The following is a 25,529-nucleotide window of genomic DNA, read 5'->3' on the forward strand; positions in this document are numbered from 1 at the left end:
CTCAAACTCATGACATCTAAAAAAATTGCAATTATCGGTGCCGGAATATCAGGCCTTGCTTGTGCAGGGCAATTGAGTCAGGCAGACTATGCCGTGACCGTCTTTGATAAAAGTCAGGGGGTTGGCGGACGGATGAGTCATCGTGACTTTGAAAAATGGGGTGCTGATCATGGAGCGCAGTACTTCACCACAAAAGATCCCTTGTTTACTGCAGAAGTGCAGAAATGGATTAAGGAGGGTGTTGCAAGTCCATGGTTAGGAAAGATAGCTACTTATACTCATGGTCAATCCAAAGCTTTAGCAGATACCAAGCAGCGCTTTGTTGGGGTACCTGCTATGACTGCCCCCGCAAAGTTCTTAGCTAAAGGGCTCAATATTGAGCTCAATCATACGATCACTAGCATTAATCGAGCTCATGACCATTGGGAACTTTGCATCCATGATGAACAGTCCCTAACCGATCAGTTTGAGCAAGTAATTTTTGCCATCCCACCAGTTCAAGCGAAGCATCTGATTGCCCGATACTCTAAGCAACTCAGTGCTGTTTGCGATCAGGCAAATATGCTGCCCTGTTGGACCTTAATGGCTTACCTTAAGCAGCCCTTAGACCTGCCCTTTGATGGCGCCTTTGTAAATGACAGTCTATTTTCATGGATCGCTCGCGATAACACTAAACCAGAGCGTCCTCGTTACGAAACTTGGGTGGCACAAGCAAGTCACGCTTGGTCACAAGAACATGTTGACTTATCCCACTATGAAGTAGAACCCGCACTCGTTGAGGCGTTCAATGCATTGACTGGGGCAAGCTGTGATTTATATCAGAGCCACTTATGGCGTTATGCCAAGCTTGAAACAGAAAGTACTATCAACTTCAGCTTAGATAGCCAAATGCAACTCGGTCTATGTGGCGATTGGTTGCGAGCATCTACCATCGAAGGCGCTTGGCTCAGCGGCTATCTCCTTGCCCAAGAGTTTATTAGTTTGAATGACTAAATCCGACGCTTTTCCACCGCTTGCTTTTGTAGATATTGAAACAACAGGATCCCACTTTGAGCGTGATCGTATTACTGAAATAGGGATTATTACCCTACACAATAATGAAATAACACGATGGGAAAAGTTGATTAATCCTCACACTTTTATTCCAGGCAATATTCAAGCTTTAACAGGTATAAAGCCAGAGATGCTTGTGGATGCCCCCAGCTTTTCAGAACTGAGTAGGGAGCTATTGCAGGAGCTAGAGGGTAAGATTTTTGTTGCACATAATGCCCGCTTTGATTATGGCTTTATTAAAGTAGCATTCAAGCGAGAAGGCATTGACTTTAAGCCAAAAGTCTTATGTACAGTCAAGCTATCCCGACGACTTTTTCCAGATCAAGCCCGCCATAATTTAGATACTTTAGCTACTGTGCACGCACTAAAGATTAGTCAGCGTCATCGCGCTTTAGGAGATGCTGACTTACTATTACAGTTCTGGAACTGCTGTATTGATAAGCTAGGCGCCCATACTTTATATGGTTCAGCCAAAGATCTATTGGGGCATAGCACCCTTCCCAGTCATATAGATCCTGATTTAGTAAATCTCATTCCTGATAGACCTGGGGTCTATTTGTTTTACGGTGAAAATAAGTTACCTATTTATATCGGCAAAAGTAATTCGCTACGCACGAGAGTGCTCAGTCATTTTCAAGGCGCTCTCTCCAAGAGTAAGGAGATGAAAATTGCCATGCAAGTACGCGATATCGATTGGATTGAAACCTCTGGTGAAATTGGGGCACTCTTGCTCGAATCTACTTTAATTAAAGATAAGCTTCCTACCCTCAATATCAAATTACGACGCTCCAAAGATTTATGTGGCTGGCAACTAGCCCCTAATCATCACGGCGCTATAGTCCCAGAATTGGTAACACATCGTGATTTAAAGCCTGGCAGGCAAGACAATTTATTTGGTCTTTTTTATAGTCGACGCGAAGCACGATTAATGCTTGAATCTATTGCTCAGAAGAATCAACTATGCCAAGGATTACTTGGCCTAGAAAAACTGAGTGCTTCACAACCTTGTTTTGGCTATCAAGTAAAAAGATGTCAGGGAGCCTGTATTGGAGAAGAATCTCTCGAAATGCACAATACAAGACTCAAGATGGCATTTATAAAGTTTAAAGTAGCGAATTGGCCATTTAAAGGGCCTATAGGCATTCAGGAAGGTAAGGATGTTCATGTGATTGATCACTGGTGTTACTTGGGAACTGCCATCAATGAAGATGAGGTCGCTGAATTACTCGATTCAGGTGAGCCTGAGTTTGATTTAGATATTTACAAGCTACTCAAAAAAAGTTTACAAGTAATAAGCCCGTCTCGGATTTTTGAGCTCTCCCCTCGGCCGGCTAGATAAAATGAATATTGAAATCGTCACACCAGCCGCGCCTGGCAGTCTACATGGCAACCGTATCACCGCTCTGCGTTGGGGAAAATTCATCGAACAACAAGGTCATTCAGTTGCTATATCGGAGAGTTGGTCAGGAAAAAATCGTGATATGCTGATTGCCTTGCATGCCTACCGTAGTCATGACTCTATCCAGCGCTTTAAGAATGCCCATCCTGATAAGCCCATTATTTTGATCATGACTGGAACGGATCTATATCGAGATATGGCAAACTGTCCAGAAGTTTTAGAGTCTATGGAACTTGCTAATAGGATTGTTCTATTACAACCCTCAGCCATGCAATCTATTCCCAAAAAACTGCAAGCAAAAACGCTGGTGATTTATCAGTCAGTAAAGGCTATTAAACGCAAGTCACTGTTAAAGCGTGATTTTTTAATCAGCGTGATTGGGCATCTTCGCGCAGAAAAAGATCCTTTTTGCACCGCTCGCAGCCTTCAAGACATCACCCCTTCAAGCAAGATAAAAGTGATCCACCTTGGCAAGTCAATGAACCCTGAGATGAAGGCCCTTGCAAAAGGTTATAGCACTCAGCTAGCGCGCTATCACTGGCTGGGAGAAAAAAGCCATGCCGAGACCTTGCAGTACTTGAGCAAAAGCCATGTGATGGTCATTTCTAGCCTGATGGAAGGCGGGGCACATGTGGTTTCAGAAGCGATCGCCATAGGCGTTCCTGTGATTGCCTCGGATATTCCAGGAAACCGTGGCTTACTTGGAGATGACTACTTAGGCTATTTCCCTGTTGGCAATGCTAAGGCCCTAGCTGCTGTCCTACAAAAGGCAGAAACAGAACCCCGTTTTTATCGGTCTTTGGAAAAACAAATTCAATTACGGCAAAATTATGTACGTCCTGATTTTGAATTCAGCTCAATCCAATCACTCATAAAACAGGTGTTGCCTTAAGTCTAGGGGCTTACTCTGCGCTGGCGTAGCATACTAAAAAGTACCCTTTGTCATCACTCCAAGTTTGCGTACTTTTAAACCCTGCACTTAATAACATCTTTGTAAAATCAGCCGTCGTATATTTATAGCTATTTTCTGTATGAATTAAGTCGCCGGCCTTAAAGCTCCTTGCACCTTCAGGCCACTGCACAGTATGCGAATGCAGCGTACGCAGATACATTTCAATTCGGGATTGGGATTCGTTAAATAAAGCGTAGTGCTCCCAATTCTGTAAATCAAAATTACTACCAACCATCCGATTAATGTGTAGCAAAGCATTCAGATTAAAAGCAGCCGTAATGCCTAAGCTATCGTTGTAAGCACTATGAAGCACCTCTTTGTCTTTAATGAGGTCTACCCCAATCAATAAGCCTCCAGATCCATCGCAGACTTGCGCAATATTGCGAAAAAATTTCTGGGCCTGGTCCGGGTCAAAATTACCAATCGATGAACCCGGATAAAAAAACGTTTTTCTCTTAGTCTGCAAATCTGGAAATGCTAATGGCTGGCTCAGATCATAGGCTTGTGCCACCATCTCAATACTAGGAAAGCGCTTTTGCAAATCTGCAACGGCAGACTCCAAAAACTCTTTGGAGATATCTAGCGCACGGTATTGTTTTGGAGATAAGGAATCAAACAAGGCACTTGCCTTTGCACAATTACCAGCACCTAGATCCAACAGGACTTCGCAATCACCCACTGCGTAAGCAATTGCCTGTTGATAGGTCGCCATAATGGCACGCTCTGTCCTCGTTGGATAGTATTCATCGAGTAAGGTGATGATCTCAAATAAACGTGAGCCAATCTCATCGTAAAAAAACTTTGGTGAGATAAAGGGAGGACTAGCATTTAAGCCAGAAGTAATTTCTTGGGTGATTGCAGTGTTCATTTTGTTTTATTGAAGTATTGATTTATCAAGTGTCGAGCCGCTGACAGGCTATCCTAGACTATGCATCTGTATGCGTCGTAATCGATTGCTAATAGCATCCACCAATACCACCAATAGCAACATAGCAATAATGACTGTCGAGGTTTGAGGCTCACGTAGCAAAGATAATTCGTAATACAGCATTTGACCTAAGCCCCCTGCGCCTACAAAACCTAGAATCGTTGCCATACGTATATTCATTTCCCAACGATAGAGGGTATAGGAGAGAAGTTGAGGGGCTACGCCCGGTAAGGTGCCATATAGAAATGCACTGATTCTTCCTGCGCCGCATAAGATCAAGGCATTGTTTGCTGCTGGAGCTTGATTTTCTAAGGACTCACCAAATAAGCGGCTCAATACACCGGTGGTATGCAACACCAAAGCCAATACTCCAGCAAAAGGTCCTAGCCCTACTGCCAGCACCATTAATGCTGCCCACACTAACTCTGGAACAGAGCGGAGAAAATTACAGAAAAACCGTGTGAAGGCTTTTGCAACAGGACCAAATCGACCTGCAGCCGGAAGTGCGATACCAATACTAAGTATGGCTGAAATTAAAGTAGCTAAAGCCGATATCGCTAAAGTCTCTAGGACGCCATTCCAAATCTTCTCTAAAAATTCTCTTGATACGTCTGGTGGAAAAAATCGACTCACAAAGCGAGTGATATTTTTCATTGCTTCCATAGAAAACAATTCAGCAGGGTTTAAAGACAAATAAATAAAGCTAAAAATGACTAGGCAAAGAATACAAAGTAAAGTGAGTAAGCATTTTAGACAAAACTGACGTGCAGGCTGTCTATTAATAGCAATATTGTTTGGCGTTGTCATTCGAGTTGCTTTCGAATCACTAGGCTCATGTAGTCAGCTAATAGGACTAGGCCCAGGAAAATAATGAGGATAGTAGACACCTCACCCCCATTCAACATCTTCATAGATTGATCCATTAATTGGCCTAATCCACCTGCACCTACGAAGCCCATCACCACTGAAGCCCTCACAGCGCACTCCCAGCGGTATACGGTGTAAGACGCTAACTCTTGAGCGCAACCAGGTAGTAGCCCGTATAAAAATGCAGTAAAGCGACCGCCTCCAGATAGTAAGATGGCTCTTGCCGGTAGGGTGTTGCCAGACTCTAAAATCTCGGAGTAGACTTTCGCCAACATACCACCATAGGTAATAGCGATCGCTAAGACGCCTGCAATAGGTCCCAAACCGAATACTCTCACTAGCAATAAAGCCCAAACAATTTCAGGAATTCCACGAAAAACGAGCATGAGCATTCGCGCAAGGAATCGGACGCCCTGAGCAAGTCGGTGATCCGAAGTAGGGCCAATTCGTGAAATAGAAAGACTATAAGAAATAATGAGTCCCAAGGGAACGGCAATAATCATCGCTAAAGCAATGCCTGCTGTTGCCATTGCTAATGTCTCCACAGTTGCCTTAAAGACAAAATGCAAAAATTCAGATTCAGTATTGGGCGGAAAAAAGTGAACTAAAAAATCACTCAGCCTTTGAATATTGCCTGGATCAAATAAGCGCGCAGGTTCAAATTGGGCCAACTGCAACATAGGCCACAAAATAATGAACCCAATAATTACAGCCAAAAAGCGATAAGGCGCTGCAGGATCTAAAAGATAATGAGAGGCAGGACGAGATGTTGAAATGGGGGCCACAGTAAAGCTTTGGTTCAGGCAGTCAGTAGATTATCTTGCTTAGGCAGTATGCCCATCTCAGAAGAGTAGAGCTCTTTTAGCAAACTCTCGCTTACTTCAGACGCAGGCAAATCAAACGCAATTTCGCCATCTCGAATGCCAATAATTCGTGGAAACCATCGAAGCGCAATATCAACTGCATGTAAGCTAGCTAGCAAAGTAGCATCCCTAGAGTGAGCTTCTTCGATTAACTGACGAATGGTTAAGTCTGATAAAACAGGATCCATAGCGGACACCGGTTCATCAGCCAATAAGAGCTTTGGCGCCTGGTATAACGCCCTGGCTACCCCAACCCGTTGAAGCTGGCCACCTGATAAACAATCGCAGCGCTCAAAGAGTCGATCGGACAACTCCAAGCGCTCGAGGCAAGCTTGCGGTCCTTCTATATCAACTGGATAAATTAAAGAAACAATCGATTTCCATAGAGGCCATTGACCCAAGCGCCCAGCCAAAATAGCCGTGATGACCCTTTGGCGAGAGGGAATCGGTGGTGACTGATGGACTAAACCAATATTAGCTCGTAGGTTTTTTAATACTTTTTTACTTGCCGACCAAGGGTTGGTACCGTCAATCTCAACCATACCTGTTGTGGGCTTTAGTCCAGTAGCCAACATATTTAACAATGTCGTTTTTCCAGAGCCAGAAGGCCCAATGATGGCAATGCATTCACCAGATTTTGCTGCTAATGAAACACCTTTTAGTGCGCGCGTTCCATTAGCATGCTCAAAGCTTAATTGTTGAACTATAAAAGCCACAGTAACTACTTAATCAACCCAGCTGAACGTGCTGCTTTTTCAAGGCCATCATAGTTTTCAGACTTGGTAGGGATGTACTTACTAGCGCGCTGTAAATCCATTAACTCTTTTTGCGCTGGATTATTCACATTCAGTTTTAAAAATGCATCTGTAATTTTTTTGACTACCGCAGGGTCGAGATCACCTCGTACAGTCCAGTTGTAGTTGTAATACGGCGGTGTCGTCATCAATACTTTTGACTTTAAAGCATTAGGATTTTTGGCTTCATTGAGCTTCTCCCATACTGATGAGTTCAATGCACCGACATCTGCCCTGCCGCTACCCACAAATGCTACGGTAGCATCATGTGCACCATCAAATGCAACGCTTTTAAAATCTTTATCCGGATTAACACCTGCCTGAATCAGGAAAAAGCGTGGCATTAAATGCCCTGAAGTAGAAGATGGTGAGCCAAATGCAATGGACTTACCTTTTAATTCAGCTAGTGTCTTCAGGTTACTATTTTCAGGAACAATAAACACACTTGTAAACTTTTCATCTTCAACTCGCTGAATAATCGGTTTAGCAGCACCATTCGTTCTGAGCTTAACTTGTATATAAGTCAAACCCCCAAGCCAAGCTAAATCAATTTTATTATTCGCTAGAGCCTCAACTGCAGCAGCATAGTCCGTAACAGGAGTGAACTCAACCTTCATACCAGTCTCCTTAGCGAGGTACTCTCCTAAGGGCTTAAATTTACGCTGTAACTCTGTTGGTGACTCATCAGGAAGCGCTGTGATGCGAAGTGTAGTTTGAGGTTGAGGTTGGGCCTGCAAACTGGTTACAGCCAGCAGACTGAATGCTAAAAAAGTACTCAGTAAAGTTTTTTTACCTAAGGATATCAATGGTGATGTCATATTTTTCTTAAAGAGAAGCTAAATGGGAAAAGAGAAGCTAAAAGTAAATAATTCTGAACTACAAAACAGATAAGCCCGAGCCCGCTACAAAGCTACCAATCTTTTGAGCACTGGCAAATCCACCAGCTTGCAAAATAGCCAGCACCTCAGCTTCAGCCTCCGGCGCGCAAGAGATTAATAATCCACCGCTCGTTTGGGGGTCAGTCAATAGATTTTGCTGCCATAGGCCAAGATGACTCGCTAACGTCACTTCATGGCCATAGCCAAGCCAATTGCGTGTAGAGGCACCAGTAAAGATATTTGTTTTTACGAGCTGTACTGCCTCTTCCACTACTGGAATAGCATCCCACTCTAAGCGAGCCTCTAGTTTTGCACCCCTTGCCAACTCTAAAAGATGTCCAGCCAAACCAAATCCTGTGACATCAGTGAGTGCATGCACGCCATCCAATTGAGCGAGCGCTACTCCAGGCTTATTTAATTTGGTTGTCAAGGCAATCATCTCTTGATAACCAGCGTCAGAGAGTTTTTCTTGTTTCAGACCCGCAGATAAAATACCGACACCTAGCGGTTTACTCAAGATGATGCTATCGCCTGCCTTGGCACCATTATTACGTTTGAGCTTTTTGGGATCTACGATGCCAATCGCTACCAAGCCGTATATTGGCTCAACAGTATCAATGGAGTGGCCGCCAGCAATCATGATGCCCGCATCTGTACAAACCGATTCGCCGCCCGCAGTAATCTGCTGAATGACTTCGAGAGGCAGTACATTAATAGGCATACCCAGCAAAGCGAGTGCGAAGAGCGGCTGTGCCCCCATGGCATAAATATCTGAAATCGCATTGGTTGCGGCAATACGACCAAACTCAAACGGATCATCCACAATCGGCATGAAGAAGTCGGTAGTCGCCACAATCGCTTGATGCTCATTAATTTGATAGACCGCTGCATCCTCATTGTTATCGGAACCTGCCAATAAAGCAGCAGGAATATTGCGAATAGGAGAGGCTTTCAGAATGTCACTTAGGACACCCGGTGCAATTTTGCAGCCACAACCACCACCGTGTGAGAGAGAGGTAAGACGACCGTTATAAGACATAGATAGGGGACTGAGCCAATATTAAAAAGAAGGATGAAAGGTAGAAAGGGTATTTCTGCCTTGGAAAAGAGTTAGCTTACTCAATTTAGAGCAAACATGTGCGAAAGCCACAAAAATGATCACTTCGATGCGGCTGATAAAAATTACGTAAAGCAGGTCGACGCAATCGCTCTGGCGTATAGGCTGACCATCCCTTCAATACCTGATACGTTCCATCGAACCATGGCTGCGAATAATCAACATAAGGATCTGTTGAAAATCCAGGGAACGGGAGAAAAGCACTACTAGTCCACTCCCACACATCAGAAGATTGCCATTTTTGAATATCTTGAGACATCATGAAAGTCATCTCATGCTCAGTAGGTAATCTCACGCCACGCCAATCACAGTAGCGTAGCGCATCTTGATAAGAAATATGTCGAAGAGAACCCAGCATATCGAGCTCAATCCACTCATTGAAAGTGCGCTGGTACCAGCATCCGCCCTCACACTTCCAATGCGCAGGCATCTCTGAGCCCAGTACACCTGCCTTCACAAATTCTAGATAATCTGCATTGCTGACTGCATGACTGGAAATAGAGAACGGGTTCAAATGAATGGGATGCTGCCATTTCTCGTTATCAAACAGAAATCCAGTATTTGTTTGAGAGCCCGCCAGAAAGACAGACTCTGAAAAATCAATATAAGAATTTGACGCACTGGTGAGACAATTTTTCTTAGAATATGGTTCAAATGGGCGCGCATAGCCTAAGGTCTGCCACATATATGCAAATGCTTCGTTATGCATATCCTGATGAAAAATAGCTAGCTGAATAAAGTATGTGTCTTCTGGACTCAAGGAGTGATTCAACAGAGTGAGGGTTTGATTGACCACACGCTGGTTGTAGTCCAGCAAAGTACTGAGCTCTGGCAATGTAATCTTCCATCGATCTGCATGCGCTATGTCAGATGAATTAAATAAATAATCTGCATCAGCTAATAGAGATGGCCGTGCTTCCTGCCCTTTACGCTGAACCCAAAACTCATGAAACCACGTGAGATGCCCGAACTCCCATAGCGGGGGATTTAATATATCTCGCTGCGGAACACTCTCTTGTCCAGACTGTAGATTCTTGAGAATACCTCGTGTAATGGTATTGCTTTGAGTGAACCATCCCCTCAAAACCATCCGATCAGGCTGCGGCCCGTAAGTATGATGGTCAGGTATTGCAGTAAGAGAGGCTAATTGAGAATGCATACCAAAGAAAAAGCTATAGCGACTTAGTACGCTCTTTTGATTTTGCTAAGGCGTCTGCACTTCTCTGCTGAAAATCCACCATCGGGTGATGACCCATTTGATAACAGGGGCAATAGTTGCCTAAAATCCAACGTGCAACTTTAATACGAAGAGTTTTAATCATGATATGTTCCTTGTGATGAGTATCAAATCGAGATTGTTTACATCTCAAATTTTATTTGAGGATGAGGCTTTACAGTTAAATGAAGGGTCTATTTTGCAACGATTCAGCAAAAACTATTTAAATCCTTTAAATTAGATAAATGTCAAAAATTACCTCACCAAAGCAAAAAGTACCCTTATTTCCTTTGGGCACCGTTCTTTTTCCGGGGGGTGTGATTGCCCTGAAGATTTTTGAGGCGCGCTATCTCGATATGATTAAGCGCTGTATGCGTGAAAAGACTGAATTCGGCGTGGTGAGCATCATTCAAAGTGCCGACCCTGAGCGTGAAGATGCGCCGGTGGTTTTTTCAAGTATTGGTACGCTGGCGCAGATTGAAGATTTTGATCCCATTCAGCCCGCCCTCTACATGACCAGATCACTGGGAACCCAGCGCTTCAAGATTCTATCTACTCAGCAAGAGCCCGATGGATTATGGATGGGAGAAATTGAACTACTAGAAAATGATCCCCTCATACCGATACCGCAAGAGCATCAAAGTATTAGCGCCCTCTTAGAAGAAATTATTGCCGTGATTAAAAACGAGGATCTGCTTGGGGATGCTCCTTTTAAGCAGCCCTATAAGATTGATGACTGCGGCTGGGTAGCCAATCGTCTTGCTGAACTGCTGCCCATTTCCCTGGAGCAAAAGAATCACTTGCTAGGCCAAATCAATCCAAGAATACGACTCGATTTAATTACTGAGATCATAGAAGATGATGATTTAAGAAAGATCGTGATTCACTAAATGGATTTCGATAACTTACTGGGTTTTATAGCGGCAAGTATGACTACTGCAGCCTTTATTCCACAAACCTACCACTCCATTATTACCAAAGATCTCTCGGGCATCTCATTAGGCATGTATTCTGCTTTTAGTATTGGTGTGATTCTCTGGATCATTTACGGCATACGTATCGATAGCAGCCCTATCATAGTAGCGAACATCATTACCTTGGGACTATCTGCAACGATTTTGTATTTGAAAATTCAGCATATGCGCCAGACAAAAGAAACTCAGTACTAGAAGAGTCCCCCTACAATCAATGGCAGTATCATTGCTGGCAATGATTAGTAAAGACCTTATGAACACCCCCAAAATACCAAAAATTGTGATCGTGATCGGCAGTGCAAAAGATGCTATTCGCTACCAGTCCATCAGCAAGCAAGCACATACCCTGGTAACCATTAATAATGCCTGGCGCATTCGGGAAGATTGGGATTACCTAGTCTATCCAGAAGACTTCCCTGTGGAGAATGTACCCAAAGAGATTGCCGCAAATCAGCAATTGATTGTTGCGGAAGATTTTGTGCCCACACAAAATGCTTATGGTGGCTTTGTCTATGCAGGCGGCACTATGGCCTTTACGACAGCCTATTGGGTTTTAGGAAAACTCAAGCCTGATGTGATGGCCTTTATTGGCTGTGACATGGTCTATCCAGCGGATGGCAAGCAAACCCATTTTTACGGCTTTGGTGCACCAGACCCCCTCCGAGATGATGTGACATTGCAGTCTCTAGAGGCTAAATCACAGAGGCTACTAGTGCTTGCAGCGCAACAGAATTGTCTCTGCGTTAATCTGAGCGATCAACTCACTTCGAGATTAACATTTCCACGGGTATCCATTGCGCAATTAGAAGGTATCACTAATTTAGATGTTGAAGAGAAGCTCCATGCGGTACAAGTGCAGTTTGATGCCTCTCTAGTAAAGGGCGCATTAGATGCAGAAACTATACTGGGGCACTATATTGAATCGGGGCGCTATTGGGAACACGTCGCTAGCTTGTCTCGCACCGAGCTGGCGAAGATAGATGCGTTGTGGATGGCTAGCCAAGTAAACTAAAGTCAACTAAGGCAAACTTCAACAAACTTAAGCAAACTTAAGCAATAAAAAATCCCCGCATGACTATGACGGGGATTTTTTATGAAGCAGCGTACTTTAGAAATGGTTTTCTACTACCATTTCGGCTGAAGAAATAAAGCCAGGCTTTGGCCATGCAGGCTTAATACCTTTACCAATGACTAGCATGGCACCTACTGCATAGTCTTTAGGTAATTTGATAATTTTCGCAACTTTGTCAAAATCAAATCCCACCATTGGGCATGAGTCATAACCCATCGCTTTAGCAGAGAGCATCATGGTTTGCATCAAGATGCCGACTGAGCGCATCGCTTCATCACGCTGTAATTGCTCTTTGCCAGAATAAAATGGATTAATCCAAGGCACCAAAATGTCCTGCGCTTCTTTTGGCGCATTGGTCCAATATCGTTGCGGGTCTTTTTCCCAAGCCTTAATGTCGGCACACACTACAAATAGTAAGGAGCCCTCAGTCACCTGCGCCTGATCAAATGCCGCCTCACGCAATTGCGCTCTCAGAGCGGTATCTGTTACATTGACCAATCTCCAATGCTGAATATTGAATGAAGATGGGGCTTGCATTGCCAAATCAATTAATTGATCTTGCTCTACTTTACTAATCTGATAAGTGGGGTCAAAGGCCTTAATGGCTCTTCTTTGGCGAATTGCTTCAAATGTATCCATGATGATGTCCTGTGTAAATAGAATTTGAGCTTAGCATACTGGTCTTCATTTTCTTAATAAAAGACTACGCTGCTCACTCAGACGGCGAAGCCTCACTCAGTGCCTGGGCAATAGCTTCTTGATATACCTCTATAGGCTGAGCTCCAGAGATTAGATATTGATCATTCAGAATGACGGCAGGTACTGCACTAATACCTTCATCCGTATAGTGAGTCTCTAATAACTTGACTTCATTTTCGTAAAGCTTGCTATTGATGATCTCCAGTGCTTTAGCACGATCTAACTCACTTCTATCCACTGCACATAAGAGCGTTTCCGCCTCATCCATATTGCTAACATCTTCAAAGTAGGCACGTAAGAGTTCTCGCTTTAAGCGATATTGTGCAGCTGGACCGTACGCTTGTAATGCCCAATAAAGCAAACGATGGCAATTAAAAGTGTTGTACACCCGCTTGCGACCATCAGGATGAAATTCAAATCCCACTTCTTTTGCTTTAGCGCGAATGTTCGCTTGATTGGAGCTTACTTGCGCCTCACTCAGTCCATACTTTTGCGTTAAATGCTCCATCGCATCTTGTCCGCCGAGGGGCATGGTGGGGTTTAATTCAAATGGCTGAAAATGTAACTCAATGGACTCTTTATCATTTATCGTCGCAATGGCTTGCGTTAAATTACCTAAGCCAACAGCACACCAGGGGCATGCCACATCGGAGACAAAATCAATTTTTAACTTAGTTTGCATAGGATCTTCTCTTGACTGGGGATGGTGATAATGATTCATGAATCATAAAACAAATTTCTAGTGATGGGCTAGGCTTACCAACACCCCTACTTAAATCCTTAATGCAATAGCTATGGAGGCCTTTTACAGGTAATATCAAACAATCCTTTTAATAAGAAATAGCTCATGAAAGCACTGATATTGTTTGGCCACGGTGCTCGCGATATACGTTGGCGAGAACCTTTTGATCGTCTCAAAGTGCTATGGACTGAGCAAAACCCCGGCACTCTAGTAGAACTCGCTTTTTTAGAAATGATGCAACCCTCACTAGAGGATGCGGTAGCCACATTAAGCCAACAAGGGGCTGATTCAATCATGATCGTGCCCGTTTTTTTTGGTCAAGGTGGTCATTTGCGCAATGACTTCCCTATTTTGTTAGACGCCTGTCAACAAAAATATCCTCAGATACAGTTAAGCGCAACGCCTGCTGTCGGAGAAGATGAGACTATCTTGCAAGCTATTGTTGAGTTTGGCATTAAAAGGCTCTAGGCAGTCTTCCATCTGATGGGATAACTTGAGAGCCTGTCCAATCATAATCAGTGCCGGCGAACTACTATCAAACCATGCATCTGCTTTTCCTAGTGCTAGTTCACCTAGAGTACTAGACCAATGCCTCTCCCTAGAGGTGCTCACTGCCTCCAAAATATGTACTGTTGTATCCGCTCTGTGCTGCGGCACGTTTGTAGCCAATAGTTGACTAGCAATCTTCACGGCATCTTTGCGACCCATGTAATAGACCAAGGTATCAGCGGATGGTTGACTTATGGGCTGACCTAGCAACACATTGTCATCCCCTTGTGCCATCGTCACAAACGCGACACTCCTGCTAACGCCACGCAATGTAAGTGATTGGCCAATAGCGGCTGCACCCGCTAAAGCTGCGGTAATACCGGGTACTACCTCGACTTTGATACCCGCATTTCTTAGGGCTTGCAGCTCTTCATCTGCTCTACCAAAAAGCATAGGGTCACCGCCCTTTAAACGCACAATCACTGCATATTGTTTAGCTGCATCCACCAATCTTTTGTTAATAAATTGCTGTACCGAAGAAAGTTTACCGCAGCGTTTACCTACAGGAATTAACTTGGCCTGACTACATATCTCCAACATCTCTGGTTCCACTAGGGCATCGTAAAACACAATGTCTGCTTGCTCTAAGAGTCTGGCGCCGCGAACGGAAATCAGATCTGCCGCACCGGGCCCAGCGCCAACAAGATAGACTGTACCTAAAAGGGGGGGATGAGTTAATTTTCTAGTCATCATATTTTTATTAACTTAAGCATAAGATGCGAGAAGCGTCCGCTTACTGCGCCAGCTATTCTGGGTAGTCACTGAAAATAAATCAAATTGCCTAAGAGCAGTCTCGATATCTTGATCTGATCGCAAGTCAAAAGCATCCAAGCCAACGCGAGCCCCTTGTAAGAGTTGATCAATCAAGACATCACCAATAGCTCTGATCTCTCCATGCCAAGTAAAACGATCTCGCAATAATGCCGCCGTGCTAAAGCTTCTACCATCTCTAAAAATAGGAAAATGTACTGCTACAACTGACCAGAGCGATTTACTAACTTGGATCATGTCAGCATGCTGCAAGACATCATCATCTGCAGCAAACCAAACACCGATCTGCCCTTGTTGAGCACGGCTCATGAGCTCAGTGTCCTCAGGGTGTGAATCACTATGAATGCACCACCAAGAAAATGGTACTAGCGTTTTCTGAGCACCCCATTCTGGATTGGTCCAAGTACCGCCCTTTTGTTCACCATACCAAATATGCCAATCATTTGACACTAGCGTAGGTATTCCCTCTTTTGGGAATACCAGGATTTGATCCTTTTTACTCATGAGATACCCTCAAGTAAAGAAGTAGCCTTGGCATGATCTTTTTTCTTACTGTTTTTATAGGCTGCATCTTTAAAAGGACTTATCCCCATGCGACGATAGGCTTGAATAAAAGATTCTCCATCGATTCGTTTTTCAACATAAGTATTGATGATCTTTGTGATGACATTGGGAATCTCACTTGCATCAAAGGATGGGCCAATTACTTTACCAATCGCAGCATGATGACCTTGTTCACCACCCAGAGTAATTTGATACCACTCTTCACCATCTTTATCCACTCCAAGCACCCCAATATTGCCAACATGATGATGTCCACAAGAGTTTATACAACCTGAGATATTTAAAGAAATGTCACCCAAGTCAAATAAGTAATCTAGATTATCGAATCGCTCCTGAATTGCTTTAGCAATAGGAAGTGATTTAGCGTTTGCAAGAGAGCAAAAATCGCCGCCAGGGCAGGCAATAATATCGGTTAGTAAGCCAATATTGGGGAGCGCTACATATTGTTTTTTTGCAGCCTGCCATAAAGAAAATAATTGGCCCTGCTCCACATCCGCGAGGACTAAATTTTGCTCATGCGTAACACGCAACTCACCAAAACTATATCGATCTGCTAAATCGGCAATCGCCAACATCTGCGCAGTTGTTGCATCCCCCGGTGCCACTGTCCCATGAGGCTTCAGAGACAGCACTACGCTGACATAACCTGGCACTTGGTGTGGCTTGGTGTTGCGATCAAGCCAGCGAGCAAATGTAAGCTTTTCTGCTTCCGGTGCGATAGCCATTAATTTTGTACTGTTGAAATGTGACAACACTTTATAAGTCGGCTTTGTAAAGTGCTGAGCAACCCGTTGCCATTCAGCTTGACTAAAGTCATCGTCACCATTTTTAATGTGAGTCCACTCACCTTCTACTTGGCGCGCAAACTCTTCCGGCCCTAAAGCTTTGACTAGTATTTTGATCCGAGCTTTATACAGATTATCACGACGGCCAAAGCGGTTGTATACCCTTAGCAGCGCGGTCAAATAACTGGGTAAGACTTGCCATGGTAAGGCTGACTTGATCAATGATCCTAATATGGGTGTGCGGCCCATACCTCCGCCAGCATACAAATCAGCAATTAGCCCTCCCGTACTATTTTTCTTTAACTCAATACCTACGTCATGACAAAGGAGCACAGTACGATCTTCTTTAGCACCATTAATTGCAAACTTGAACTTACGTGGCAAGTGTGCAAACTCTGGATGTAATGTTGACCATTGACGCAGTAGCTCACAAATGGGGCGAGGATCAATATATTCATCGCTAGCAACACCAGCAAAGGCATCGCTCGTAATATTACGAATACAGTTACCCGATGTTTGAATAGCATGCATTTCAACTTTGGCCAGCTCTGCAAGAATTTCTGGGGTGTCCTCTAAGGTAACCCAGTTAAATTGAATATTTTGGCGTGTTGTAAAGTGCCCATAACCTCGATCATACTTTTCAGCAATCATGGCTAATTGCCTCAATTGCTGAGAGCTCAGCAAGCCATACGGTATAGCTACACGCAACATATAGGCGTGGCGCTGAAGGTAAAGGCCGTTTTGCAGCCTCAAGGGCTTAAATTCATCCTCCGCTAAGTCGCCACTCAGACGCCTTGCCACCTGATCTCTAAATTGAGAAACCCGCTGGTCCACCAGGGTTTGGTCAATCTTGTCATATTTATACATAACGAGGATTGTCATGTGCCGTCTTTATTTCAACAAATACTGAATAATCAGCTTGATATAACTAAATTGATATATAGAACTAGGGGGCCTTTTCATTAGCCTAAGAACACCTATAGCCAGAACCTAGTATTCCGCCATGGAATAGTGTAAAAATGAACTTTTATGGCATAAAAAATCTATTTATGGATCGCATACAGGGCATTGCTTTATTTATCCGCGTAGTGGAAACCGGCTCTTTTAGTAAAGCTGCTGAGGATTTAGGGGTGACGCAACCGACAGCAACGAAGTTTGTTGCTAGCACTGAAAAGCGTTTGGGTGTGCTCTTACTGCATCGCAGTACGCGCGGTGTCACCACGACTGAAATTGGCAGGCTGTACTATGAAAAGTGCAAAGTCATCGCAAAAGAAATTGAAGAGGCCGATGATTTAGCCACCCTATCGCAATCCAAAGTCAGGGGTAGACTCACAATCAGCGCATCGGTTGCTTTTGGAAGACGCGTGCTGACACCGACCATCCTAGATTTCATGTCCCATCATCCTGAGCTTGAGGTGAACCTCAATATGGATGATCGCTACATCAATCTCATTGAACAAGGCGTGGATCTTGCCATTCGGATGAGGCGCTTACCGGACTCCTCCCTAGGTTCTCGACTCTTAGGCTCCAATCCCTGGATGCTCGTGGCCAGTCCTACTTATATCAAGACTCATGCAGCACCCAATACGCCTGAGGATATTCGCGATCACCAAGCCTTAGTGTATTCAACAGTGCAAGGCGATCATCGTTGGAGCTTTACCAATCAGAGTGGACAAGCTAAAAATATTGAAGTCCAAGGGCCGTTTGCTTCTAATAATTTATCCTCTATCTTAGCGGCTGCAAGAGCAGGTATGGGAATAGCTGTACTACCTTGCTATGTGGCGCATCAATCCATCAACGATGGGATACTCGCGCCCATTATGGAAGACTGGTCTATTCCAGAACAAGAGATTCATGCGGTGTATTCCTCACCAAAGCATGTGCCTACAAAAGTAAGTCAGTGTATTGACTGGCTACAGGCTCAATTTAAAGGCGAATGGTGGAAAGGAATGCCAGCTGGTAAATAAGCTTACAACCAGCTAATCACTCCACATCTTCCCTGCGGTAGCCCAATCTGATTTTTTGACATCTTGATAAATGATATCGACCGAGTCTGCAGAGCAGCCCATAATCTTCACAGCCGCCTCAGTAATCGCCTGCGCATATTCTCGCTTGACTTCATCAGAACGTCCTTCAAATAGCTGAATCTGAATTAAAGGCATCTTATCTCTCCCAAAAATTATTGACTTAATAAATGCTGCAAACGCTGATAGGCTGGCCATTCTATTTGACCCTCCTGCTCTCCGTCAGCACAGAGTTGATGATAGGTCAGCTCACAGACTTCAGGGCTGGGGAGCGTTATATGATCCACATTTCCTGCTAATAACTGAATTGTGCAGGCCTTGCTCAATACATCCATTAAATAAAAAGCCTGCTGAACGCTGGATCCACAAATCACGCTGCCGTGGTTTCTCAATAAGAGTACTTTTTTATTTCCTAGATTCTGGATTAGTGCATCTTGCTCGTTTGCCGAAAGCGCTAAACCTTGATACTCGTGATACCCCACATCTTCATAAAAGCGTAAGGCATGTTGTGACATAGGAAGTAGGCCCTGCTTCTGAGCCGATACCGCAATCACCGCGTCTACATGCAAATGCAAAACACATTGGGCATCTGCTCGTGCTGTATGAATAGCCCCATGAATAGCGAACCCAGACTGATTTACTGGGCCAGTACCCGAGATAATCTCCCCAAGCGTATTCACCTTCACTAAATTTTGGGGGGTCACCTCATGAAACAGCAAACCAAATTGATTGATGAGGTATGCCCCAGGCTCCTGAGGCAGTGCAGCGGATATATGGGTATAAACGCCATCGCCCCAGCCTAACTTAGCAGCCAAACAATAGGCGGTGGCGAGATCTTCTCGAATTTTCTGCTCCTGTGCAGAAATATGGGCTGTCATTTCTTTTTCCATCAACTGAAAAGACTATCTAGGCAGACCTCTATTCTCGTTCACGTAATCTATTAATGACCCAACAGGAGATCGCGATCATTAAGATGGCACCACTCTCATAAAGAAGAATCGAGGGATCGCCATCCTTGCCTTGCAGGATGATCAATCTACTCAATGCAGTCATAGCAATAAATAGAGGGATGGTAATGGGAATGCGGTGGCTACTATAGAACGCGCCCAGCATACCGAGCACCTCGGCATAAATGAACATCAACAAGAGGTCTTTGAGCTCTACCTTACGTAACTCAATCAGCAACATAACTTCTTGCGCCATGGCGCCTACAGTAAATAGGGCAATGATGATTAAGAAACCTTTTTCTGTTGTATCTATCAGGCGTTTTACAAACACGGTATTCCCCCTATTTCTCATCGGTAAGATAGATAAAGCTTATCAGAATCAAAGCATCTGCGTGCTAATTAGCCAAAAAATAGCTGCCCGGAGACAGCTATCTTTACTAGCGATACTGAGCTTCCACTTATCGTGTCGGCATCTGGTTTTCTGCAGAACTACAGTAATTGACTATTGCCTCAGAAAATTTGAGGGATCGATCCCGGTCTTTTCTCAATCGTGTCAGCTCTGCCATGATTGGTGAGCTGACGTCCTGAAATACAGCATCTTCATACCCAGGGTGATATGGCGCTTCTTTAACAAATTGCTTAGTCATGTTTGTCCCAATAAACGACCCGCGTCTTGAAAGGCAATAGCAAGCATTCAATCACGGTTGCCGCTCCCCCTGTCCTCGGTACCTGAGAGATTCATATGTGGGCACTAACCCAATATTTGCTCCTTCGGCGCATCAGCTGAGTGATGACTCTCCAGACGGCGTTTAATTTATACAGTACTTTCCTTGCGGTACCTGAGCGTTCATGGGAGTTTGCGCCTTCGGTGGAGGTAAACCTCTCTCTCCTGTATATGGGTAATTTATATCACATTAGAAGACGCTAAGGACAGAAGTATTTAAAACTTTATTATTTTTCATAATTTGAACTAATCCGAGAGTGAATCATACGCACTGAAAGTGAGCTAGAACACTACCCATCTTGCTCTCAGGGCTAAATGAAGCTTCGCATAAAAGGCACAGCACGATAAAATGGTGTGATGATGAATCAATCTAGAAGAGCATTTTTGAGGCGGGCAATCGCTACCTCCTCTTCTATTGCCATTCCTGCTCTCGCACTACATCACAGCCCGAGCTTTGGATCCACTGACAGGTTTAGCATTCACGATCAAGATTGGGTTGATCCTGCGCGCGATCGCCTGGTACCCGTCCGCCTCTATATGCCTATGGCTACCGAAAACTCTGCGCCTATTCCATTGGTTATTTTTTCTCATGGTATTGGTGGCTCACGCTTGGGCTATACCTATCTCGGTCGCTACTGGGCCAGTAACGGCTTTGCCAGTATGCATGTTCAGCACATCGGCAGTGATCGCTCTATTTGGTTTGGAAACCTGTTTAGCTTAGTATCCCGGCTGCAGGAAGCTGCCCAAGAACAAGAGGCGATTGCCAGGACCAATGACCTCCGTTTTGCTCTAACACGCTTACTAGATAGTCCATTAGGTGGCGCCATTGATAGTAAAAATGTGATTGTCGCTGGGCACTCCTATGGATCTAATACCGCTTTACTGACATCGGGCGCACGCGTTCATCGCAACGGGGCCCCTATGGATTTGCGTGACCCGCGCATCACAGCAGCTATTCTGATTTCTACGCCGCCCTTTTATGGGCAAACAGCCCTATCGACCATACTAGAATCTGTTGCTATTCCTACCTTGCATGTGACAGCCACTGAGGATACGATTCGCATTCCTGGGTACTACAGTGGGTATGAAGATCGACTCGCAATTTTTGATGCCATTGGCAGTAAAACGAAGTCCCTGGTGGTATTTGAAGGGGGTACCCATAGTATTTTCACGGATCGCACAAATACCGGTGGCGCCGTTCTGAATCAACAAATAAAAGAGGCCACCCAAGAGTTGAGTCTGGGTTTCTTAAAGCAGATTACGCGTAAGCAAGATTCGGACATCCTTGATTGGTCTGAACGTCACAAAGCCATTTTATTTAAAGTAGTCGCTTAAATAAGGCATTTAGACAGCACTGAGGTAGAAGCCTCTTTGCTCATGAGCACGCTTTATATGCCTAGGTAAAATAGGGGTTTTAACAATAGCGTAGCATCAATCTATAGCGTATTTCGCAGTTTGAGGATCTAAGGAGCCTATTAGCATGAAGCGTATTTTTCTATTTCTAGTAACCAACATTGCCATTATGTTGGTGATCACCATCATTATTAATATTTTCGGTCTTGGTCAGATTCTGGATCAAGAAGGTATTGGTCTCGACTTACCCGCTTTGCTCATGCTATCGGCAGTGGTAGGTATGACAGGCTCCTTCATTTCCTTGGCTATGTCTAAATCGATGGCTAAACATTCCACTGGGGCTTATGTCATTGTGCAACCCCGCAATGAGGGTGAGCAATGGCTGCTGAGTGCTGTCCAAAGACAGGCTAGCATTGCAGGCATTGGTATGCCAGAGGTAGCGATATACGATGCGCCTGACATCAATGCATTTGCAACGGGTATGTTTCGTAACGATGCCTTAGTGGCCGTGAGTACAGGCTTACTGAACGGTATGACGCGTGATGAAGTAGAGGCTGTGTTGGCCCACGAAGTCAGCCACGTTGCCAATGGTGATATGGTGACCTTGGCACTCATACAGGGTGTCGTGAATACGTTTGTGTTTTTCCTATCCAGAGTAGTTGGTCACATCATTGATCGCGCCGTCTTTAAAACAGAGCGTGGTCATGGTCCTGCATATTGGGTAACTACCATCATTGCGCAATTAGTACTAGGCATATTGGCCAGCGCAATCGTGATGTGGTTTAGTCGTCACCGTGAATATCGCGCTGATGCAGGAGCGGCGCATTTAGAAGGTAAGCAAAAGATGATTAGCGCCTTAGAGCGTTTGCAAAAATCATCTAATCAGCCGCATCTACCTGAACAGTTAGAAGCCTTTGGAATTTCTGGCGGAATGGGCAGCGGACTAAAACAATTGTTTATGAGTCACCCACCACTTGCGGATCGTATTGAGGCTCTGCGCCGAATGTAGTGTGAAAATTTGAGGCTTTGCTAGTAACCCTTGCTGTAAGTTTATAGAAAAAATATGCCCCAATGCTAAGGGGAATATTTTTGAGTTGCCTCATAACCAAGCTCTTTTACTGCTCTCTGAATCGACACCGTAAAGGGATAGCCCATTAGGCAAATCATCTCTCGCACTAATGGCGGTCTACCTGGCAAGGGTAAGTATTTCCAGCCATTTTCAGTAAATCTAGCGAGCCACCATGCTAGCCGTCTTGAGATTGTAAATTTCGGAATCGGATATCCACTGGCAGTCAATCTTGCCGATATAAAAGAACGGAAGTCTACTGGCTCTCGATCGCTAATAAAAAATATTTGTTCTGTACCAGAGTAAGCCAATGTTTTCTCTACTGCCTCGCATAAGTTCATGACAGAGCAAACTGAAAAAGGATATCGACCCCCACTAAACCAACCAAATTGACCACGTTCTACTGCTGGACCAATGAGACTATCAATACTATCCCCAGAGCCCCATACAAAAGTAGGTCGCAGCACTACCGTCTTCATTTTTTTACTTCTGGCAATCAGGACCATTTGCTCTGCTTGCGCCTTACTTCTTATGTAAGGTAAAAATTCCTGATTGATTATGGGATAAGTTTCATCGATGTTCATCATAGGTATAGGCCCCGGTATCACGACTGAGGCCGCGCCAATAAAGATAAATTGAGAAACACCAGCCTCTTCGGCAGCTACTAGGACGGCTTGCGTTAACAGCGCATTTTGTGTATCGAGAACCTGCTTTGAACTACTGATATCGCGGCATCCCGCAGCATGAATGAAGGTCTCTACACCCTGTAAGCCCTTTGCTAAGGTGCCACTATCGAACAGATCGCCAGGCCAAGCTTGGGCCCCTCTCTCAAGCATCGCTTTTTCCTGAAGCTCGGAGCGTACGGCACAAATAACCTCATGGCCACTCCCGATCAGGCTGCCTAACAAGTGGCTGCCAATAAAACCGGAGGCTCCTGTTAAAAAGATTTTCATTGGATAATCTGAGTTAGATTGATTTGATGCATATCCAACAAGGTAGATATGAATAGCCCAATTCCCATTATCGCCATAGAACTTATTTTAGTTTTTGGAGGAATGGTGCTTTTTGCATGGTGGCAATTTCGCGATCTACGCAAAGAGCGGGAGAAGCGTAAAAAGCTGCCTACTCCTACTCTTGATACTAGTGACTCAGAAAAACCTTAGAGCCACCGCCAATCAGAGTGTCATGACTAGAAATTTAAAGCAGAAATAAAAATTGCACAAATACTGATACCAGAAAATATAACAATAAATACAATGGTGAAATTAGAATAAATTTTAGCTACTTTTTCTTTTATTTGAACTGCTTTACTGTGATTCATTTCAACCCCCTAATAAATTTAATGTTTTACTGATCTAAATTTTGATATAGATTATTTGAGAAATACCTACAATAACTCCTATTAGGCCACTAATTTGAAATACTTGCTCAAGCACTTTTGTACAAGCATCTAGCACCCCATTTAATCTAAGGATCGCTACAAGTAATAACGGCGATACCTCACCAAGAATTAGTGCTAGAAATTAAGACAGTTCAAAAGGGTCCATTTGCCTTCACATTAGTCCAATTTAAGCACATGGCAATCGATACCCAAATGAGATATGGTGCGATCAACCAACTAGAAATAGGCGAGTACGATAAGGGTGCAATCATAATTGCTAATACTGATAACCACAGACCAATTGCCTCAATGAGAGCCCAGTCAGGTCTACGCATCCGAAAATACAAAAAACTCCAAATTAAATTAAACAAGCCGTTAATAATAAAAAGGATGACTAATATAAGAATCGCTTCATCATCGGGAGCTCGATCATATGCCTTTACAAAAGCAATGCCTGCACAAATAAAGATGGTTGTCCACATCGGACCAAACAACCAATCGGGCGGCTTCCATGCAGGTTGTTTGAGATTTTTATACCATTCACCAATCTCCGTAGCCCAGGCACCGCCAATAGCAACGACCACACCCCAAACTACAGCAAACATGATGGGTTTATTGTCTAGTAGCCATTCTAAATTCATATGCTTTGGTAATCCTCCCCTTTTTAACCTAAGCTAAAAGTAGAGGCTGGTACTGCAAGTGCTAGTTTTTGTTTAGGAGTAATTCCTCCTAAACCCATATTGGGTCTTTCGTGATTGTAGGTCCACATCCATTTGGTTGCAAAGTCTTGTACTTCATCAATCGATTCAAAGAGGTATTGATTAAGCCAGTCATATCTCACGGTGCGGTTATAGCGTTCAATATAAGCATTTTGCTGTGGCTTACCTGGTTGGATATAACTCATCTCAATTTGGTGTTTAGCAGCCCATGCAGTCAGGATATTTCCTACGAGTTCGGGGCCATTATCACAGCGTATTTTTAAGGGCTTGCCACGCCATTCAATGATCTGATCGAGTGACCGGATCACTCGTACTGCGGGCATAGAAAAATCAATATCAATGGCTAAGGCCTCTCGATTAAAGTCATCGATCACATTAAAAAGGCGGATGGTTCTGCCATCATGAAGTTGGTCATGCATAAAATCAATCGACCAAGTGTCATTAATGCCTTGAGGTACAGCTAAGGGTAAAGGCTTTTCCCGAACTAAGCGTTTATGGGGTTTAATCCGTAGATTAAGCTCTAGTTCCTTATCCCTAAAGGGACTTCCCTTGGTCGTAATCCGGTAAACCCGCTTGTGGTTCCAGGTAAATCCCTTCACGTTACGCAAAAATAAGAAGCAAAGACCAAAGCCCCAGTTGCGTTGATTGTGAGTAAGACGGATCAGCCAATCGGCAATAAGGGCATTGTCAGAAGACAGCTTAGGGCTATAGCGATAGCAGGTCTGGCTAATGACAAAGGTATCGCACGCTAAGCGGATGCTCATACGACCCCTTTTTACTTCTTGGCTGGCCATCTCACGGCGGCGAGATGGCCGAGTTACTTTTTTTGCAAAACTTCCTTTAAGACATCTGCCTGGAGTTGGACTTCGGCGTACATCTTCTTTAGGCGGGCATTTTCAAGCTCTAACTCCTTTACGCGGGACATCATAGAAGCATCCATGCCGCCGTATTTAGAGCGCCATTTATAGAAGCTAGCAACGCTAATATTGTGCTCACGGCACAGTTCTGGGGCTGGCACGCCAGATTCGGCTTGCTTGAGAATGGCCATGATTTGGCTATCGGTAAATCGGGAGGTCTTCATAGAATTTCCTT

General features: G+C 44.2%; 31 protein-coding genes and 1 riboswitch. Of the genes, 11 read left to right on the forward strand and 20 right to left on the reverse strand.

Going from position 1 to position 25,529, the window contains the following annotated elements:
• The first annotated feature begins 9 nt into the window (after positions 1–9).
• Genes DCO16_RS08970 through senB form a run of 3 tightly spaced genes read left to right on the forward strand, consistent with a single transcriptional unit; the run spans position 10 to position 3,344 of the window.
• Positions 10–993 carry an NAD(P)/FAD-dependent oxidoreductase gene (locus tag DCO16_RS08970; protein WP_173943332.1) on the forward strand — a complete coding sequence of 328 codons (984 nt, stop codon included), beginning with the start codon at positions 10–12 and terminating at the stop codon, positions 991–993.
• Positions 986–2,392, forward strand: a complete 1,407-nt coding sequence (locus DCO16_RS08975; protein WP_173943333.1) for a 3'-5' exonuclease family protein — start codon at positions 986–988, stop codon at positions 2,390–2,392. The genes DCO16_RS08970 and DCO16_RS08975 overlap by 8 nt, the downstream gene beginning before the upstream one ends.
• Before the next feature lies 1 nt (position 2,393).
• Complete coding sequence (senB, locus tag DCO16_RS08980; RefSeq protein ID WP_173943334.1) at positions 2,394–3,344, forward strand: selenoneine biosynthesis selenosugar synthase SenB; 951 nt, start codon at positions 2,394–2,396, stop codon at positions 3,342–3,344.
• A 10-nt stretch (positions 3,345–3,354) separates the two neighbouring features.
• On the opposite strand, the gene egtD is transcribed toward senB, so the two are convergent.
• The 8 genes from egtD to DCO16_RS09020 form a co-directional block, all read right to left on the reverse strand.
• Positions 3,355–4,272 carry an L-histidine N(alpha)-methyltransferase gene (egtD, locus tag DCO16_RS08985; protein WP_173943335.1) on the reverse strand — a complete coding sequence of 306 codons (918 nt, stop codon included), beginning with the start codon at positions 4,270–4,272 and terminating at the stop codon, positions 3,355–3,357.
• A 48-nt stretch (positions 4,273–4,320) separates the two neighbouring features.
• Positions 4,321–5,139, reverse strand: coding sequence for a phosphonate ABC transporter, permease protein PhnE (gene phnE, locus DCO16_RS08990; RefSeq protein ID WP_173943336.1), 819 nt, complete (start codon positions 5,137–5,139; stop codon positions 4,321–4,323).
• A complete protein-coding gene (locus DCO16_RS08995) occupies positions 5,136–5,984 on the reverse strand; it encodes a PhnE/PtxC family ABC transporter permease (protein ID WP_367652067.1) in 849 nt (282 codons plus the stop codon). Before DCO16_RS08995 ends, phnE begins: the two co-directional genes overlap by 4 nt.
• Before the next feature lie 14 nt (positions 5,985–5,998).
• Positions 5,999–6,778 (reverse strand): phosphonate ABC transporter ATP-binding protein, encoded by a 780-nt coding sequence (locus DCO16_RS09000; RefSeq protein ID WP_173943337.1) that lies wholly within the window; start codon positions 6,776–6,778, stop codon positions 5,999–6,001.
• A gap of 5 nt (positions 6,779–6,783) precedes the next feature.
• The gene (locus tag DCO16_RS09005) at positions 6,784–7,674 is read right to left on the reverse strand and encodes a putative selenate ABC transporter substrate-binding protein (RefSeq protein WP_173943338.1); all 891 of its coding nucleotides are present in this window, start codon (positions 7,672–7,674) and stop codon (positions 6,784–6,786) included.
• Positions 7,675–7,732: 58 nt separating this feature from the next.
• Positions 7,733–8,773 carry a selenide, water dikinase SelD gene (selD, locus tag DCO16_RS09010; RefSeq protein WP_173943339.1) on the reverse strand — a complete coding sequence of 347 codons (1,041 nt, stop codon included), beginning with the start codon at positions 8,771–8,773 and terminating at the stop codon, positions 7,733–7,735.
• Between the two features lie 85 nt (positions 8,774–8,858).
• Entirely contained in the window at positions 8,859–10,010 is a 1,152-nt protein-coding gene (locus tag DCO16_RS09015) for an SUMF1/EgtB/PvdO family nonheme iron enzyme (RefSeq protein ID WP_173943340.1), read from the reverse strand.
• A gap of 13 nt (positions 10,011–10,023) precedes the next feature.
• Positions 10,024–10,173, reverse strand: a complete 150-nt coding sequence (locus tag DCO16_RS09020; RefSeq protein ID WP_173943341.1) for a hypothetical protein — start codon at positions 10,171–10,173, stop codon at positions 10,024–10,026.
• Positions 10,174–10,312: 139 nt separating this feature from the next.
• On the opposite strand from DCO16_RS09020, the gene DCO16_RS09025 reads away from it, so the two are divergent.
• From DCO16_RS09025 to DCO16_RS09035, 3 genes are read left to right on the forward strand one after another with little or no spacing between them, the layout of a single operon-like run.
• Positions 10,313–10,957 carry an LON peptidase substrate-binding domain-containing protein gene (locus DCO16_RS09025; RefSeq protein ID WP_173943342.1) on the forward strand — a complete coding sequence of 215 codons (645 nt, stop codon included), beginning with the start codon at positions 10,313–10,315 and terminating at the stop codon, positions 10,955–10,957.
• Complete coding sequence (locus DCO16_RS09030) at positions 10,958–11,236, forward strand: SemiSWEET transporter (protein ID WP_173943343.1); 279 nt, start codon at positions 10,958–10,960, stop codon at positions 11,234–11,236.
• 19 nt (positions 11,237–11,255) lie between these two features.
• Entirely contained in the window at positions 11,256–12,053 is a 798-nt protein-coding gene (locus DCO16_RS09035) for a hypothetical protein (protein WP_217426653.1), read from the forward strand.
• Positions 12,054–12,149: 96 nt separating this feature from the next.
• Here the strand turns inward: DCO16_RS09035 and DCO16_RS09040 are convergent, their stop codons facing one another.
• The gene (locus DCO16_RS09040) at positions 12,150–12,752 is read right to left on the reverse strand and encodes a nitroreductase family protein (protein WP_173943344.1); all 603 of its coding nucleotides are present in this window, start codon (positions 12,750–12,752) and stop codon (positions 12,150–12,152) included.
• Positions 12,753–12,825: 73 nt separating this feature from the next.
• Positions 12,826–13,494: a DsbA family oxidoreductase gene (locus DCO16_RS09045; RefSeq protein ID WP_173943345.1), complete on the reverse strand. Its 669-nt coding sequence runs from the start codon at positions 13,492–13,494 to the stop codon at positions 12,826–12,828.
• Positions 13,495–13,659: 165 nt separating this feature from the next.
• Here DCO16_RS09045 and DCO16_RS09050 point away from each other — a divergent pair, with 165 nt between their 5' ends.
• Positions 13,660–14,022, forward strand: a complete 363-nt coding sequence (locus tag DCO16_RS09050) for a sirohydrochlorin chelatase (RefSeq protein ID WP_173943346.1) — start codon at positions 13,660–13,662, stop codon at positions 14,020–14,022.
• On the opposite strand, the gene cobA is transcribed toward DCO16_RS09050, so the two are convergent.
• Genes cobA through DCO16_RS09065 form a run of 3 tightly spaced genes read right to left on the reverse strand, consistent with a single transcriptional unit; the run spans position 13,945 to position 17,090 of the window.
• On the reverse strand, positions 13,945–14,796 hold the full coding sequence (cobA, locus tag DCO16_RS09055) for a uroporphyrinogen-III C-methyltransferase (RefSeq protein ID WP_254598032.1): 852 nt from the start codon (positions 14,794–14,796) through the stop codon (positions 13,945–13,947). The genes DCO16_RS09050 and cobA overlap by 78 nt on opposite strands.
• Positions 14,797–14,808: 12 nt before the next feature.
• Positions 14,809–15,378, reverse strand: coding sequence for a DUF934 domain-containing protein (locus tag DCO16_RS09060; RefSeq protein WP_173943347.1), 570 nt, complete (start codon positions 15,376–15,378; stop codon positions 14,809–14,811).
• Entirely contained in the window at positions 15,375–17,090 is a 1,716-nt protein-coding gene (locus DCO16_RS09065) for a nitrite/sulfite reductase (RefSeq protein WP_173943848.1), read from the reverse strand. The genes DCO16_RS09060 and DCO16_RS09065 overlap by 4 nt, the downstream gene beginning before the upstream one ends.
• 182 nt (positions 17,091–17,272) lie before the next feature.
• Here DCO16_RS09065 and DCO16_RS09070 point away from each other — a divergent pair, with 182 nt between their 5' ends.
• Positions 17,273–18,190: a LysR family transcriptional regulator gene (locus DCO16_RS09070; protein ID WP_173943348.1), complete on the forward strand. Its 918-nt coding sequence runs from the start codon at positions 17,273–17,275 to the stop codon at positions 18,188–18,190.
• Between the two features lie 12 nt (positions 18,191–18,202).
• On the opposite strand, the gene DCO16_RS09075 is transcribed toward DCO16_RS09070, so the two are convergent.
• From DCO16_RS09075 to DCO16_RS09090, 4 genes are all read right to left on the reverse strand, one after another.
• On the reverse strand, positions 18,203–18,385 hold the full coding sequence (locus DCO16_RS09075) for a 4-oxalocrotonate tautomerase (RefSeq protein ID WP_173943349.1): 183 nt from the start codon (positions 18,383–18,385) through the stop codon (positions 18,203–18,205).
• Positions 18,386–18,402: 17 nt separating this feature from the next.
• Positions 18,403–19,125: a class II aldolase/adducin family protein gene (locus DCO16_RS09080; protein ID WP_254598033.1), complete on the reverse strand. Its 723-nt coding sequence runs from the start codon at positions 19,123–19,125 to the stop codon at positions 18,403–18,405.
• Between the two features lie 40 nt (positions 19,126–19,165).
• Positions 19,166–19,525 carry a phosphate-starvation-inducible protein PsiE gene (locus DCO16_RS09085; RefSeq protein ID WP_217426654.1) on the reverse strand — a complete coding sequence of 120 codons (360 nt, stop codon included), beginning with the start codon at positions 19,523–19,525 and terminating at the stop codon, positions 19,166–19,168.
• A 127-nt stretch (positions 19,526–19,652) separates the two neighbouring features.
• Positions 19,653–19,841, reverse strand: coding sequence for a hypothetical protein (locus tag DCO16_RS09090; RefSeq protein WP_173943351.1), 189 nt, complete (start codon positions 19,839–19,841; stop codon positions 19,653–19,655).
• 59 nt (positions 19,842–19,900) lie between these two features.
• Positions 19,901–20,006, reverse strand: a riboswitch (glycine riboswitch).
• 269 nt (positions 20,007–20,275) lie between these two features.
• On the opposite strand from DCO16_RS09090, the gene DCO16_RS09095 reads away from it, so the two are divergent.
• Entirely contained in the window at positions 20,276–21,253 is a 978-nt protein-coding gene (locus DCO16_RS09095; protein ID WP_173943352.1) for an alpha/beta hydrolase family protein, read from the forward strand.
• Positions 21,254–21,398: 145 nt separating this feature from the next.
• Positions 21,399–22,280 (forward strand): protease HtpX, encoded by an 882-nt coding sequence (gene htpX, locus DCO16_RS09100; RefSeq protein ID WP_173943353.1) that lies wholly within the window; start codon positions 21,399–21,401, stop codon positions 22,278–22,280.
• Between the two features lie 65 nt (positions 22,281–22,345).
• Here htpX and DCO16_RS09105 read toward each other — a convergent pair whose 3' ends face one another.
• Positions 22,346–23,290, reverse strand: coding sequence for an NAD-dependent epimerase/dehydratase family protein (locus DCO16_RS09105; protein WP_173943354.1), 945 nt, complete (start codon positions 23,288–23,290; stop codon positions 22,346–22,348).
• Between the two features lie 48 nt (positions 23,291–23,338).
• On the opposite strand from DCO16_RS09105, the gene DCO16_RS09110 reads away from it, so the two are divergent.
• Positions 23,339–23,500 (forward strand): hypothetical protein, encoded by a 162-nt coding sequence (locus DCO16_RS09110; protein WP_173943355.1) that lies wholly within the window; start codon positions 23,339–23,341, stop codon positions 23,498–23,500.
• 370 nt (positions 23,501–23,870) lie between these two features.
• Here DCO16_RS09110 and DCO16_RS09115 read toward each other — a convergent pair whose 3' ends face one another.
• Together DCO16_RS09115 and DCO16_RS09120 are read right to left on the reverse strand one after the other, a co-directional pair.
• Entirely contained in the window at positions 23,871–24,359 is a 489-nt protein-coding gene (locus tag DCO16_RS09115; protein ID WP_217426655.1) for a TspO/MBR family protein, read from the reverse strand.
• Positions 24,360–24,382: 23 nt separating this feature from the next.
• Positions 24,383–25,518 (reverse strand): IS3 family transposase gene (locus DCO16_RS09120; protein WP_100380076.1). Its coding sequence is split into 2 segments (ribosomal slippage): positions 24,383–25,272 and positions 25,272–25,518, totalling 1,137 coding nucleotides; the frame shifts between segments, so codons are not numbered across the junction.
• Positions 25,519–25,529: the final 11 nt, after the last annotated feature.

The sequence above is a fragment of the Polynucleobacter antarcticus genome (assembly GCF_013307245.1).
Lineage (GTDB): Bacteria > Pseudomonadota > Gammaproteobacteria > Burkholderiales > Burkholderiaceae > Polynucleobacter > Polynucleobacter antarcticus.